Here is a 12,419-nt window from a genome sequence, read left to right on the forward strand (position 1 = left end):
CGCCGCGCAGCCGCTCAGCCCGCGCGGGCGTCAGCGCAGGACGGAGCGGTACACGTCCAGCGTCCGCTCGGCGATGGCGTCCCACGAGAAGTGGTCCTCCACCCGCTGGCGCGACGCGACGCCCCACGCCCGCGCGCGCTCGGCGTCGGACACGGCCTCCGCGAGCGCGGCGCCCAGGTCGGCGACGTACCGGTCGGGGTCGACGGGCGTGCCGGTGCCGTCCTGCACCTGCTCGATCGGCACGAGCCAGCCGGTGGTGCCCTCGTCGACGACCTCGGGGATGCCGCCCGTCGCGGTGCCCACCACGGGCAGCCCCACGGCCATCGCCTCCAGGTTCACGATGCCGAGCGGCTCGTAGACCGACGGGCACGCGAACACCGTCCCGGTCGCGAGCACGGACACCAGCTCCTGGCGGGGCAGCATCCGCTCGATCCACACCACGCCCTCGCGCCGCGCCCGCAGCTGCTCGACCAGCCCGGTGACCTCGGCCATGATCTGCGGCGTGTCCGGCGCCCCGGCGCACAGCACCAGCTGCACCTCGGGCGGCAGCTGCTCGGCCGCGCGCAGCAGGTAGGGCAGGCCCTTCTGCCGGGTGATCCGCCCGACGAACACCACGGCGGGGCGGTCGGGGTCGATGCCGTTCTCCACCGCGACCGCGCGGGCCGCGGCCCACTCGTCGTCCGTCTCCGGCCGGCGCCAGCCCGTCAGGTCGATGCCGTTGTGCACGACCTTCACCCGCTCCGGGTCGATCGCGGGGTAGCAGCGCAGGATGTCCTCGCGCATGCCCGCGCTCACGGCGATGACCGCGGCCGCGGACTCGAACGCCGTCCGCTCCGCCCACGACGACAGCGCGTACCCGCCGCCGAGCTGCTCGGCCTTCCACGGGCGCAGCGGCTCCAGGCTGTGCGCCGAGACCACGTGCGGGACGCCGTGCAGCAGCGACGCCAGGTGGCCGGCGAGGTTCGCGTACCAGGTGTGGGAGTGCACGAGGTCGGTCGCCGGGCCGTCGCCGCGGCCGACGCCGTCGACGATCGACAGGTCCACGCCGAGCGTCGCCAGCGCGGGGTTCGCGTCCGCGAGCGCCGACGGCACGTCGTAGCCCGTGACGCCCGGCTCGTCGCGCGGCCCGTCGAAGCAGTGCACCCGCACGTCGACGCTGCGCCGCAGCACCGCGGCGAGCTCCGCGACGTGCACACCGGCGCCGCCGTAGACGTGCGGGGGGTACTCGCGGGTCAGCAGGTCGACTCTCACCTGCGACACGCTAGCGCGGAACCTCCCGTTCGCCTCGCCGAGCACCCGGTCGTGGCTCTAGGGTCAGGGCATGGCAGCGCCGCGCATCCTGGCAATCGTCCTCGCAGGTGGAGAGGGCAAGCGGCTCATGCCGCTGACCGCCGCCCGCGCCAAGCCGGCCGTGCCGTTCGGGGGCATCTACCGCCTCGTCGACTTCGCACTGTCGAACCTCGTCAACTCGCGGTACCTGCACATCGTCGTGCTGACCCAGTACAAGTCGCACAGCCTCGACCGGCACGTCTCGAAGACCTGGCGCATGTCCACCCTGCTGGGCAACTACGTCTCCCCCGTGCCCGCGCAGCAGCGGGTCGGCAAGCACTGGTACCTCGGCAGCGCCGACGCGATCTACCAGTGCCTCAACATCCTGGACGACGAGCGGCCCGACATCGTCGTCGTGGTCGGCGCCGACCACGTGTACCGCATGGACTTCTCGCAGATGGTGGACCAGCACATCGCCACCGGCGCCGAGATGACCGTCGCGGGCATCCGGCAGCCCATCGGGATGGCCGACCAGTTCGGCGTCATCGAGACCGACCCGTCGGACCCGACGAAGATCGCCGCGTTCCGCGAGAAGCCGTCCGACCCGGTCGCGCTGCCGGACTCCCCGCAGGAGATCCTCGCGTCGATGGGAAACTACGTCGTCAACACCGACGCCCTGATCCGGGCCGTCACCGAGGACGCCGAGAACCCGACGTCCCGGCACGACATGGGCGGCGACCTCGTGCCGGCGTTCGTCGAGCGCGGGACCGCGGCGGTCTACGACTTCATCCACAACGACGTGCCCGGCTCCACCGACCGGGACCGGCAGTACTGGCGCGACGTCGGGACCCTGGACTCGTACTACGACGCGAACCAGGACCTCATCTCGATCGAGCCGGTGTTCAACCTGTACAACGACGAGTGGCCGGTCTACACCGGGTACACCGGGCTCCCGCCGGCCAAGTTCGTGCACGCCGGCGCCGGTCGCCTCGGGCACGCCGCCGACTCGATCGTCTCCCCCGGCGTCATCGTCTCCGGGGCCACGGTCTCCGGCTCGGTGCTGTCGCCCGGCACGTACCTGCACTCGTGGGCGCAGGTCACGGACTCGGTGCTGATGGACGGCGTCCAGGTGAACCGGTACGCGCAGGTGCACCGGGCGATCCTCGACAAGAACGTCGTGGTCCAGGAGCGCGCCCGCGTCGGCATCGACCGCGAGCACGACGAGGCCCGCGGCTTCACCGTCACCGAGTCGGGCATCACGGTCGTCCCGAAGGGCGCGGTCGTCGAGCTCTGACACGCCCGGCCGCGCGGGCGTCCGCCGGCCGTGGACGCCCGCGCGGCGGCGTGAGCGGCCTCGGTAGCCTGCCCGGGTGAGCCAGCCGCGACCGCCCCGCCTCGTCGTCATGGACGTCGACTCGACGCTGATCACCCAGGAGGTCGTCGAGCTCCTGGCCGCGCACGCCGGGTCGCAGGACGAGGTCCGGGAGATCACCGAGCGGGCCATGCGCGGCGAGCTGGACTTCACCGAGTCGCTGCGGGCCCGGGTCGCCACGCTGGCCGGGCTCTCCGTCTCGGTGTTCGCCGAGGTGCTGGACGAGGTCGTCGTGACCCCCGGCGCCGTGGAGCTGCTCGCCGAGCTGGACCGCCGCGGCTGGCCCGTCGGGCTGGTGTCCGGCGGGTTCGTGGAGGTCGTCGCGCCGCTGGCGGAGCGGCTCGGCATCCCCCGGTTCCACGCGAACGCCCTCGAGGTGGAGCACGGCGCCCTCACCGGCCGGGTCGCCGGCGAGGTCGTGGACCGCGCGGTGAAGGCCCGCACCCTGCGCGAGTACGCCGCCGATGCCGGGATCCCCCTGGACCGGACCATCGCGATCGGCGACGGCGCCAACGACCTGGACATGCTCGCCACCGCGGCGTTCGGCATCGCGTTCAACGCCAAGCCGGTGGTGTGCGAGCAGGCCGACGCCGTCGTCCGCGACCGCCTCGACGCGGTCCTGGACCTGCCGCCGTTCCGCTGACTCTCCGGCCGGCGCGCCCTCCGGGCGGCAGCCGCGGCGTCAGGCGGGGGCGACCACGCGCAGCAGCCGGGCGGCGTCGGGCACCAGCTCCGCCCACGGCCCGGGCACGTCGAGCAGGCTGTACGCCGCCGTGGAGACCCCGACCCGCACCTGCGCGACCGCTGCCTCGTCCGACCCCGGCCCGGCCAGCGCGGCGGCGGTCTGCGAGACGGTCGGCTCGTGCCCGACGACCAGGACGGTGCCCGCGGACTCCTCGACCTCGCGCAGCAGGCCGACGAGCGCGCGCACGCCGGCGGTGTAGAGCTCGTCGCTCAGCCGCGCGGCCTCGGCCGGCAGGCCCAGACCCGCGCGCACCAGGTCCCACGTCTGACGGGTCCGCACGGCCGAGGACACCAGCACCACGTCCGGCACGACGCCGGCCGCCGCGAGCGCGACGCCGACCTCGGAGGCCTGCTTGCGCCCCGCGAGCGCGAGCGGGCGGAGCTGGTCGTCGAGGGAGGCCGGGTGCTCCGCCTTGGCGTGGCGGAGCAGGACGAGCTGGTGCGCGGGATTCACGCGCACCAGCGTCGCACGACTACTGACCCATGGCGTGCACGCCGCCGTCGACGTGCACCATCTCCCCGGTGGTCTTCGGGAACCAGTCGGACAGCAGCGCGGCCACCGCGCGGGCGGTCGGCTCCGGGTCGTGGACGTCCCAGCCCAGGGGCGCGCGGCCGTCCCAGCCGCCCTCCATCGACTCGAAGCCGGGGATGGACTTCGCGGCCGTGGTGCGGATCGGGCCGGCGGACACGACGTTCACGCGGATGCCGGACGGGCCGAGGTCGCGCGCCAGGTAGCGGGAGGTCGACTCGAAGGCGGCCTTGGCGACGCCCATCCAGTCGTAGACCGGCCAGGCGAACCGGGCGTCGAACGTGAGGCCGACGATCGAGCCGCCGTTCGTGAGCAGCGGCTGCGTGGCGGTGGCGAGCGACTTCAGGGAGAACGCGGAGACCTCGAGCGCGGTCGCCACGTCGGCCCACTGCGCGGCGAGGAAGTTGCCGCCCATGACGGACTGCGGCGCGAAGCCGATCGAGTGCACGACGCCGTCCAGGTGGTCGACGTGCTCGCGGACCCGGTCGCCGAGCGCGGCCAGGTCGTCCGCGTCGGTGACGTCGAGCTGCACGACCGGCGCCTCCTTCGGCAGCCGGCGCGCGATCGCCTGCGTCAGGCGGAACTGACGGCCGAACGAGCTGAGCACGACCTCGGCGCCCTCCTCCTGCGCGAGGCGCGCGACGTGGAAGGCGATGGAGCCGTCGGTGAGGACACCGGTGACGAGGAGCTTCTTGCCGTCGAGGAGACCCATGGTGGTTCCGTTCCGTTCGTTCGGGGTGAGGGAGGTCAGTGGCCCATGCCGAGGCCGCCGTCGACGGGCAGCACCGCGCCGGAGATGTAGCCGGCGGCGGGCGACGCGAGGAACTCCACGGCCGCAGCGATCTCGTCGACCGCGCCGAACCGCGCCGCCGGGATGGAGGACAGGTACGCGTCCTGGCGGTCCTGCGGGAGCTCGGCGGTCATGGCGGTCTCGATGAAGCCCGGCGCGACGACGTTCGCCGTGATGCCGCGGGCGCCGAGCTCGCGTGTGACGGACCGGGCCATGCCGACCAGGCCGGCCTTCGTCGCCGCGTAGTTGACCTGGCCCGCGTTGCCGTACAGGCCGACCGCCGAGCCGATCATCACGATGCGGCCGCGGCGCAGGCGGATCATGCCCTTGGAGGCCCGGCGCACGCAGCGGAACACCCCCGTGAGGTTCACGTCGAGCACCTGCTCGAAGTCCTCGTCGCTCATCCGCATGAGCAGGCCGTCGCGGGTCACGCCCGCGTTCGCGACGAGCACCTCGACCGGGCCGTGCTGCGCCTCGGCCTCCGCGAACGCCGCGTCCACGGACGCCGTGTCGGTGACGTCGCCCGTCACGGTCAGGACGCCGTCCGGGGCGCCGCCGCTGCGGGCCAGGGTGGCGACCCTGTCGCCGTTCGCCAGGAACCGCTCGGCGATCGCGCGGCCGATCCCGCGGTTGGCGCCGGTCACGAGCACGCTGCGCGGCTCCGGGCGGGGGCTGGTGGTCTGCGAGGTCTCGGACACGGAAGTCGACGCTAGCCGACGCCCCCGCGACGGCGGTGCACCGGCGCGGCACAGGTTGGCGCGCCCCGGTTGTCCGGTTCGCACAAGGCGCCGGTCCGCTCGCCGCCGGGCAGCAGGACCGGCGGGCGTGTCCGAAACGTTCACGACCCGCGGCGGGCGCCGGCCCTACCGTCGGGGCATGACACCGCACCTGGACCTCATCGGGCTCGTCGCCACCGACCTGCCCCGCACGCTCGCGTTCTACCGGGCCCTCGGCCTCGACGTGCCGGCCGACGCGGACGCCGCGCCGCACGTGGAGGTGGCCCTGCCCGGCGGCCTGCGCCTCGCGTGGGACACCGTCGACGTCGTGCGCTCCTTCGACCCGGGCTGGCAGCCGCCGGCCGGCGGGCACCGCGCCGCGCTGGCCTTCGCGTGCGCCGACCCCGCGGAGGTGGACGCCACGTACGCGCGGATGGTCGACGCGGGCTTCGCCGGGCACCTGCCGCCGTGGGACGCCGTCTGGGGCCAGCGCTACGCCGTCCTCCACGACCCGGACGGCACCGCGGTGGACCTGTTCGCCGCGACCGCCTGACCCCAGCGCCTGACCCCGGCCGGCCCGGGCGGGGTCAGGCCCGGGCGGCTGCCTGCCCGGCGGCTGCTAGCCCGCCGCGCGGTCGGACGCGAGGGCCGCGGGCGACCGGCCGGTGAGCGCCCGGACCTCGCGCGACAGGTGCGGCTGGTCCGCGTACCCCGCGCGCTGCGCGACGTCGGCCAGCGGGATCCCGGCGTCGAGCAGGGGCAGCACCCGCTGCAGCCGCAGCACGCGCGCGAGCGTGCGCGGCCCGTACCCGAACGCGTCCTGGCACCGGCGGTGGAGGGTCCGCGGGGTCACGCCGGCCCGGTCCGCGACCTCGGCCGCCCCGATGCCGGCACCGACGAGCCGGGCGACCGCCGCGACGTCCGCGGGTCGCCCCCCGCGCTCCGCCAGCCGCGCCGCGATGCGTCGCTCGAGCGCCGCGACCCCGCCCTCGGCCACCGCGTCGAGCCACGGGCGGGCGACCCGGGCGCCCCACACGTCCGCGAGGTCCGGCCGCTGGTCGCGCAGCGCCCGGGCGGGCACGCCGAGCAGCACGGGTGCGGCGCCGGGCGGGAGCCGCACGCCCAGCACCGGGCTGCCGGGCGCGACCGGGGCCGCGGAGTGCGCGCGGGTGTCCGGCCCGGCGACCAGGAGCCGGCCGTCCGCCCACACGAGGTCCATGCAGCCGTCGGGCAGCACGCGACCGCCGGCCGCGGCCGCGGACACCGACCACGCCACCGCGCCGGGCACCCCGCGCGACGGCCTCTCGACGTACATGCCCGCAGTATCGCGGGCGCCCCCGACACGGCCGCCAGGTGCCGCCGGGAGCGCGCCGGACCCGCGGGCGGCGCCTACGATCAGGTGTGAGCAGGCGGACCCCCGACGCGGCGCAGAGCATCACGAGCGCGCCCGAACCCCTCGCCGCCGACCAGGCGCGGCGCGAGCGGCGGTACCTGATCCAGATGGGCATCCGGATCGTCTGCTTCCTGCTGGCCGTGCTGCTCTGGCAGTACGTGCCGATGTGGGTCAGCCTCGTCCTGATCGTCGGGGCCGTGGTGCTGCCGTACTCCGCCGTGCTGTTCGCGAACGCGGGGCGTGAGCGCCGCGACGCCGGGCCCGTCCCGGGGCCCCCGCCGATGCTCGACGCGGGACCCGCGGCGACGCCGTGGCCAGCCGCTCCCCGGCCGGTCCCGTGCCGAGGCGCCCGCGCCACCCGAGGCGCCCGCCCCACCCGACGACCCCACCGACCGGACCACCCCACCCGGCCGGACGACGAGCCCCGCGACCACCCCGCCGGAGGACCCCGATGACCGCCGCGGCACCCGACGCCGTCGACGACCTGATCTGCAGCGCCCGCGGCTGCCGCGCCGAGGCGACCTGGGGGGTGCTGTGGAACAACCCGAAGCTGCACACCCCGGACCGCCGGAAGGTGTGGCTCGCGTGCGACGAGCACCGCGAGCACCTCGAGGAGTACCTGCGCGTGCGCGCGTTCTGGCAGGACACCGTGCCCGTCGCGGACCTGCCGCGCGTGGAGCAGGGGCAGCGGCCGGGGCTGGGGCTCCCCGGCTTCCCCGGCGCACCGGGGCTGCGATGACGCTCCGGGGCAACCCCGCCGCGCGCCGCGCGGTCGGCCTGGTGCTGGTGGCGGTCGCCGTGTCCGTCGCGTGCGTTTTCCTGGGCCGGTGGCAGTGGCACCGGCACGTCGCCCGTGACGCCGCGATCCAGCTGGTGAAGCAGAACTTCGCCGCCGACGCCGTGCCGCTCGGCGAGCTGCTGCCCGAGCCCGGCGCCGTCCTGGACCCGGGCGACGTCTGGCGGCAGGCGACGGTCACCGGCACCTACGACGCCGACGCCGCGGTGCTGCTGCGCAACCGGCCCGTCGACGGCCAGCCCGGGTTCCACGTGCTCGTGCCGCTGGAGCTCGCGGACGGCTCGGTGCTGGTCGTCGACCGCGGCTGGGTCGCCTGGGACGACGACGCGAGCGGCGAGGTCGCCGTCCCCGAGCCGCCGCCGGGCGAGGTCACGGTCACCGCGCACCTGCGGGCGGACGAGCCCGCCAGCGACCGGTCGGCGCCCGCCGGTCAGGTCCAGGCGATCGACGTCGCGCAGGTGCTGGCGGCGGGCGGGTCGGAGGCGGAGTCGTACGGCGGCTACGGCGCGGTCGTCGACGAGGACCCGGCGGCCGCCGAGCGCCTGGGCGCGCTCCCCGAGCCGAGCGTCGACCCCGGCTCGCACCTGTCGTACGCGTTCCAGTGGTGGACGTTCTCGGTCGGGTCGCTCGTCGCGTTCGGCTGGCTGGCCCGCCGGGAGCTGCTCGAGGGCGCGGCCGCCGGCGACGGCAGCACGCCGCGCGCCCCGGTGCCGCCGGTGGCACCGCGCCGCCGCCGACCGTCGGACGAGGAGACCGAGGACGCGCTGATCGACTCCCAGTCCCGCTGAGCCGTCTCAGGTGGAACATCCGGACGGACACACCGTCGGCGTGTCGGTCCGGACGTTCCACCGGGGGGCGGTGCCAGCTCAGGCGAGCGTGACGAGGTCGAGGTAGGACGGGTTCCAGAGGTCCTCGTCGCCGTCGGGCAGCAGCACCACGCGCTCCGGCTGCAGCGCCTCGACCGCGCCCTCGTCGTGGCTGACCAGCACCACGGCGCCGGTGTACCCGCGCAGCGCGGCGAGGATCTCCTCGCGGCTGGCCGGGTCGAGGTTGTTGGTGGGCTCGTCGAGCAGGAGCACGTTCGCCGAGGACACGACCAGGGCGGCGAGCGCCAGGCGGGTCTTCTCGCCGCCGGACAGCACGCCGGCCGGCTTGTCGGCGTCGTCGCCCGAGAACAGGAACGACCCGAGCACCGAGCGCACCTGGGTGTCCGTGAGGTCGGGCGCGGACGACCGGAGGTTCTCGACGACGGTGCGGTCCATGTCGAGCGTCTCGTGCTCCTGGGCGTAGTACCCGAGCTTGAGCCCGTGCCCCGCCCTCACCTCGCCGGTGTCCGACTCCTGCAGGCCCGCGAGCATCCGCAGCAGCGTGGTCTTCCCGGCGCCGTTCAGCCCGAGCACGACGACGCGGGAGCCGCGGTCGATCGCCAGGTCGACGCCCGCGAACACCTCCTGCGAGCCGTACGACTTCGACAGGTCCGCCGCGGTGAGCGGGGTCTTGCCGCAGGGCGCCGGCTCGGGGAACCGCAGCTTGGCGACCTTGTCGGACACCCGGACCTCGTCGAGGCCGGCGAGCATCCGCTCGGCCCGGCGGGCCATGTTCTGCGCGGCGACCGCCTTGGTGGCCTTCGCCCGCATCTTGTCCGCCTGCGCGAGCAGCACCGAGGCCTTCTTCTCGGCGTTGGCCCGCTCGCGGCGCCGGCTCTTCTCGTCCGTCTCGCGCTGCTGGACGTACGCGTCCCAGCCCAGGTTGTACTGGTCGAGCTCGCCGCGGTTGGCGTCCAAGTGGAACACCTTGTTCACGGTCGCGCGCAGCAGCTCGACGTCGTGGCTGATCACGATGAACCCGCCCGGGTAGACCTTGAGGTAGTCCCGGAGCCAGGCGATCGAGTCGGCGTCGAGGTGGTTGGTCGGCTCGTCGAGCAGCAGCGTGCCCGAGCCGGAGAACAGGATCCGCGCGAGCTCGACCCGGCGGCGCTGGCCACCGGACAGCGTGCCGAGCGGCTGGCCCAGCACCCGGTCGTCCAGGCCGAGGTTGGACGTGATGCGGTGCGCCTCGCTCTCGGCGGCGTAGCCCCCGCCGGCGGTGAACCGGGCCTCGAGCCGCGAGTAGCGCTCCATGGCGGCCTCGCGGGTCTCGTCGTCGGCCGACGCCATCGCGAGCTCGGTCTCCCGCATCGCCGCGACGACCTCGTCCAGGCCGCGGGCCGACAGCACCCGGTGCATCGCGAGGGTGGACAGGTCACCGGACCGCGGGTCCTGCGGCAGGTAGCCGACGTCGTCGCTCCGGGAGATCGTGCCGCCGCTGGGCTGGCCCTCCCCCGCGAGCGTCTTGGTGAGCGTGGTCTTGCCGGCGCCGTTGCGCCCGACCAGGCCGATCCGGTCGCCCGGCGCGACCCGGAAGGTCGCCGATGACAGGAGCACGCGCGCTCCCACGCGCAGCTCGACGCCCTGGGCTGTGATCACTTGGTTCCCTCGTCCCTCCGCCGTGCACCGCGCGGACCGCTGATTCGCCGCGCGCGTCGTCGCAGAGTCGGCACAAACGCCCGCCATTCTACGAGGGCCAGCGCGGCACCGACGACGAGAATTCCCGCGGCACCCCTGCGGGCGTTCGCCGGAACCCACAGCGGCGCGGCCCGCGCGTTGGCCCCGGCGACGAACGACGCGGCCCCGGGCGGCGGCTAGCGTGACCGCGTACCGTCCCGACCCGACCCTCTGCGAGGCAGCCGATGTCCGACACGCCCCGCCCCGACGCCGTGCCGTCCGGGGCGCCCGCCGGCGCGACGGCCGCCGCCGTCCTGCCCGTCCCGGTCACCCGCAGCTCGCGCGCGACCGACGTCGCGCTGGTCGCCACGTTCGCCGCCTTCGTCGCGGTGTGCGCGGTGCTGCCCGCGATCCCCACCGGGGGCGCGGTGCCGATCACGCTCCAGACGTTCGGCGTCGTGCTGACGGGCCTGGTGCTCGGCCCGCGGCGCGGCGCGCTGGCGCTGCTCCTCTACGTCGCGGTCGGCCTCGCCGGGCTGCCGGTGTTCTCCGGGGCCGTCGGCGGCCTGGGCGTGCTCGGCGGCCCGTCGGCGGGCTACCTGCTCGCGTTCCCGCTCGCCGCCGCGGTGGCGGGCGCCCTCGGCCTGCTGGCCCGTCGCGTGCGGCCGCGGTGGCGGGTCCCCGCGCTGTTCGGGGCGGCGGCCGCGGCGACGCTGCTGACCGTGCACCCGCTCGGGATCGCGGTCATGGGCTGGCGGCTGGGCCTGTCCCCCTCCGAGGCGCTCGCCGCGGGCGCGGTGTTCCTGCCCGGGGACCTGGTGAAGAACGCGCTGGCCGCCGTCGTGGCCGCCGCCGCGCTGCGCGCGTTCCCGGACCTGCTGCGCGGCCGGTGATCGCGCTCGACGGCGCCGTCGTCACCGCGTACGCCCCCGGGCCGCGCGGCCGCGAGAGCGTCGTGACGCTGCTCGGCCCGGTCACGTGCACCCTCACGGAGCACCGGGTCGCGGTCGTCGGCGCCAACGGCTCGGGCAAGTCGACGTTCGCCCGGCTGCTGAACGGCCTGACGCTGCCGTCGGCTGGCACGGTGCGCGTCGACGGGCTGGACACCGCCCGGGACGGCGCGGCCGTGCGGCGCCGGGTGGGCTTCCTGTTCACCGACCCGGACGCGCAGATCGTCATGCCGACCCCCGTCGAGGACGTCGCGCTGTCCCTGCGGCGGCTCGGGGTGCCCGCCCGGGAGCGCGACGCCCGCGCCCGTGAGGCGCTCGCCCGCGTCGGCCTGGCGGAGCGCGCGGACGTCCCGGTCCGGGCGCTGTCCGGCGGCCAGCGGCAGCTGCTCGCGCTCGCCGCGGTGCTCGCCACCGAGCCGGCGGTGCTGGTCTGCGACGAGCCCACCACCCTGCTGGACCTGCGCTGGCGCCAGGTGGTCCACGAGCTGCTGGCGGGGCTGCCGCAGCAGGTCGTCCAGGTCACGCACGACCTCGACGCCGCCGCCCGCGCGGACCGCGTGCTCGTCGTGGACGGGGGCCGCGTCGTCCACGACGGCGCACCCGCCACGACGCTGGCCGCCTACCGGGCCCTGATGTCCGCGCCCGTCACCGGCGCCTCCGGCGGCGAGGTCGTCAGTCCTGCTCGAGGTCGTCCGTCCCACGGGACGACCTCGACCGGAAGCGACGACCTCGCGTGACGCTCCTCGGCGCGCACCGCACCGCGCGCACGCCGCTGGACGGGGCGCCCGTCGGTGCGAAACTCGGTGCGCTCGCCCTGCTCGGCGGCGCCGTGGTGCTCACGCACGGCGTCCCGGCGGCGCTCGGCCTCCTGGCCGCGGTGCTGCTCGCCGCCCTCCTCGCGGCCCTGCCGCCGCGGGCGACGCTCCGCGGTCTGCTGCCCGTGCTCGTCACCGCGGTCCTCGCCGGCGCGTACCAGGCGTGGGCGCGCGGGTGGGCGCCGGCGGTGGAGGTGGTGGCCGACCTGCTCACGCTGGTGCTGGCCGCCGCCGTCGTGACGGCCACGACGCCCGCCGACCGGATGCTGGACGCGCTCACCCGCGCGGCCCGGCCCCTGCGCCGCCTCGGGCTGCCCCCGGACGTGGTCGCCGTCGCGGTCGCGCTGGTCCTGCGGACGGTCCCGGAGATCGCCCGCACCGTGCACGAGGTCCGCGACGCCGCCCGCGCCCGCGGCCTGGAGCGCGACCCGCGCGTGTGGCTGACGCCGGCGGTCCTGCGGGTCGTCGGGCGCGCGCGCGACCTCGGCGAGGCGCTGGCGGCGCGCGGCATCGTCGACTGAGCCGACCGTCTCGACGCGCGGACCGCCGCGGGCGCGGTTAC

General features: G+C 75.8%; 15 protein-coding genes. 9 read left to right on the forward strand and 6 right to left on the reverse strand.

From position 1 onward, the window contains the following. Nucleotides 1-30: 30 nt before the first annotated feature. Nucleotides 31-1,251, reverse strand: a complete 1,221-nt coding sequence (gene glgA / locus QNH85_RS06100; RefSeq protein ID WP_282945341.1) for a glycogen synthase — start codon at nucleotides 1,249-1,251, stop codon at nucleotides 31-33. Between the two features lie 70 nt (nucleotides 1,252-1,321). Between glgA and glgC the strand changes: the two genes are divergently transcribed. Beyond that, on the forward strand, nucleotides 1,322-2,563 hold the full coding sequence (gene glgC, locus QNH85_RS06105) for a glucose-1-phosphate adenylyltransferase (protein ID WP_213282667.1): 1,242 nt from the start codon (nucleotides 1,322-1,324) through the stop codon (nucleotides 2,561-2,563). A 76-nt stretch (nucleotides 2,564-2,639) separates the two neighbouring features. Then, nucleotides 2,640-3,284 (forward strand): phosphoserine phosphatase SerB, encoded by a 645-nt coding sequence (gene serB, locus QNH85_RS06110; protein ID WP_282945342.1) that lies wholly within the window; start codon nucleotides 2,640-2,642, stop codon nucleotides 3,282-3,284. A 39-nt stretch (nucleotides 3,285-3,323) separates the two neighbouring features. Here the strand turns inward: serB and QNH85_RS06115 are convergent, their stop codons facing one another. The 3 genes from QNH85_RS06115 to fabG are packed head-to-tail and all read right to left on the reverse strand — an operon-like array spanning nucleotide 3,324 to nucleotide 5,402. Next, entirely contained in the window at nucleotides 3,324-3,839 is a 516-nt protein-coding gene (locus tag QNH85_RS06115; protein WP_282945343.1) for a SixA phosphatase family protein, read from the reverse strand. Nucleotides 3,840-3,858: 19 nt separating this feature from the next. Beyond that, nucleotides 3,859-4,626, reverse strand: coding sequence for an enoyl-ACP reductase FabI (gene fabI, locus QNH85_RS06120; protein WP_213282668.1), 768 nt, complete (start codon nucleotides 4,624-4,626; stop codon nucleotides 3,859-3,861). 35 nt (nucleotides 4,627-4,661) lie between these two features. Continuing rightward, complete coding sequence (gene fabG / locus QNH85_RS06125) at nucleotides 4,662-5,402, reverse strand: 3-oxoacyl-ACP reductase FabG (RefSeq protein WP_282945344.1); 741 nt, start codon at nucleotides 5,400-5,402, stop codon at nucleotides 4,662-4,664. A gap of 178 nt (nucleotides 5,403-5,580) precedes the next feature. Here fabG and QNH85_RS06130 point away from each other — a divergent pair, with 178 nt between their 5' ends. Then, nucleotides 5,581-5,973, forward strand: a complete 393-nt coding sequence (locus QNH85_RS06130) for a VOC family protein (RefSeq protein ID WP_282945345.1) — start codon at nucleotides 5,581-5,583, stop codon at nucleotides 5,971-5,973. Nucleotides 5,974-6,039: 66 nt separating this feature from the next. Here the strand turns inward: QNH85_RS06130 and QNH85_RS06135 are convergent, their stop codons facing one another. Further along, the gene (locus QNH85_RS06135; protein WP_282945346.1) at nucleotides 6,040-6,735 is read right to left on the reverse strand and encodes a helix-turn-helix transcriptional regulator; all 696 of its coding nucleotides are present in this window, start codon (nucleotides 6,733-6,735) and stop codon (nucleotides 6,040-6,042) included. 86 nt (nucleotides 6,736-6,821) lie between these two features. On the opposite strand from QNH85_RS06135, the gene QNH85_RS06140 reads away from it, so the two are divergent. Genes QNH85_RS06140 through QNH85_RS06150 form a run of 3 tightly spaced genes read left to right on the forward strand, consistent with a single transcriptional unit; the run spans nucleotide 6,822 to nucleotide 8,397 of the window. Then, nucleotides 6,822-7,268 (forward strand): DUF3099 domain-containing protein, encoded by a 447-nt coding sequence (locus QNH85_RS06140; RefSeq protein WP_282945347.1) that lies wholly within the window; start codon nucleotides 6,822-6,824, stop codon nucleotides 7,266-7,268. Beyond that, nucleotides 7,265-7,552 (forward strand): hypothetical protein, encoded by a 288-nt coding sequence (locus tag QNH85_RS06145; protein ID WP_282945348.1) that lies wholly within the window; start codon nucleotides 7,265-7,267, stop codon nucleotides 7,550-7,552. The genes QNH85_RS06140 and QNH85_RS06145 overlap by 4 nt, the downstream gene beginning before the upstream one ends. Beyond that, nucleotides 7,549-8,397 (forward strand): SURF1 family cytochrome oxidase biogenesis protein, encoded by an 849-nt coding sequence (locus QNH85_RS06150; RefSeq protein ID WP_282945349.1) that lies wholly within the window; start codon nucleotides 7,549-7,551, stop codon nucleotides 8,395-8,397. The genes QNH85_RS06145 and QNH85_RS06150 overlap by 4 nt, the downstream gene beginning before the upstream one ends. 78 nt (nucleotides 8,398-8,475) lie before the next feature. Here the strand turns inward: QNH85_RS06150 and QNH85_RS06155 are convergent, their stop codons facing one another. Then, nucleotides 8,476-10,074 (reverse strand): ABC-F family ATP-binding cassette domain-containing protein, encoded by a 1,599-nt coding sequence (locus QNH85_RS06155; protein WP_213282675.1) that lies wholly within the window; start codon nucleotides 10,072-10,074, stop codon nucleotides 8,476-8,478. 263 nt (nucleotides 10,075-10,337) lie between these two features. Here QNH85_RS06155 and QNH85_RS06160 point away from each other — a divergent pair, with 263 nt between their 5' ends. Genes QNH85_RS06160 through QNH85_RS06170 form a run of 3 tightly spaced genes read left to right on the forward strand, consistent with a single transcriptional unit; the run spans nucleotide 10,338 to nucleotide 12,378 of the window. Continuing rightward, entirely contained in the window at nucleotides 10,338-10,985 is a 648-nt protein-coding gene (locus QNH85_RS06160) for a biotin transporter BioY (protein WP_282945350.1), read from the forward strand. Beyond that, entirely contained in the window at nucleotides 10,982-11,779 is a 798-nt protein-coding gene (locus tag QNH85_RS06165) for an energy-coupling factor ABC transporter ATP-binding protein (RefSeq protein ID WP_282945351.1), read from the forward strand. The genes QNH85_RS06160 and QNH85_RS06165 overlap by 4 nt, the downstream gene beginning before the upstream one ends. Further along, nucleotides 11,776-12,378, forward strand: a complete 603-nt coding sequence (locus tag QNH85_RS06170) for a CbiQ family ECF transporter T component (protein ID WP_282945352.1) — start codon at nucleotides 11,776-11,778, stop codon at nucleotides 12,376-12,378. Before QNH85_RS06165 ends, QNH85_RS06170 begins: the two co-directional genes overlap by 4 nt. Nucleotides 12,379-12,419 lie beyond the last annotated feature (41 nt).

The sequence above is a fragment of the Cellulomonas endometrii genome, assembly GCF_949769265.1.
Classification (GTDB): domain Bacteria; phylum Actinomycetota; class Actinomycetes; order Actinomycetales; family Cellulomonadaceae; genus Cellulomonas; species Cellulomonas endometrii.

What these genes read in the sequence shown, in the direction of transcription:
- glgC (WP_213282667.1), top strand. Translation starts at nt 1,322, where the DNA reads ATGGCAGCGCCGCGCATCCTGGCAATCGTCCTCGCAGGTGGAGAGGGC.
- QNH85_RS06150 (WP_282945349.1), top strand. Translation starts at nt 7,549, where the DNA reads ATGACGCTCCGGGGCAACCCCGCCGCGCGCCGCGCGGTCGGCCTGGTG.
- QNH85_RS06160 (WP_282945350.1), top strand. Translation starts at nt 10,338, where the DNA reads ATGTCCGACACGCCCCGCCCCGACGCCGTGCCGTCCGGGGCGCCCGCC.
- QNH85_RS06135 (WP_282945346.1), bottom strand. Translation starts at nt 6,735, where the DNA reads ATGTACGTCGAGAGGCCGTCGCGCGGGGTGCCCGGCGCGGTGGCGTGG.
- QNH85_RS06145 (WP_282945348.1), top strand. Translation starts at nt 7,265, where the DNA reads ATGACCGCCGCGGCACCCGACGCCGTCGACGACCTGATCTGCAGCGCC.
- QNH85_RS06130 (WP_282945345.1), top strand. Translation starts at nt 5,581, where the DNA reads ATGACACCGCACCTGGACCTCATCGGGCTCGTCGCCACCGACCTGCCC.
- fabI (WP_213282668.1), bottom strand. Translation starts at nt 4,626, where the DNA reads ATGGGTCTCCTCGACGGCAAGAAGCTCCTCGTCACCGGTGTCCTCACC.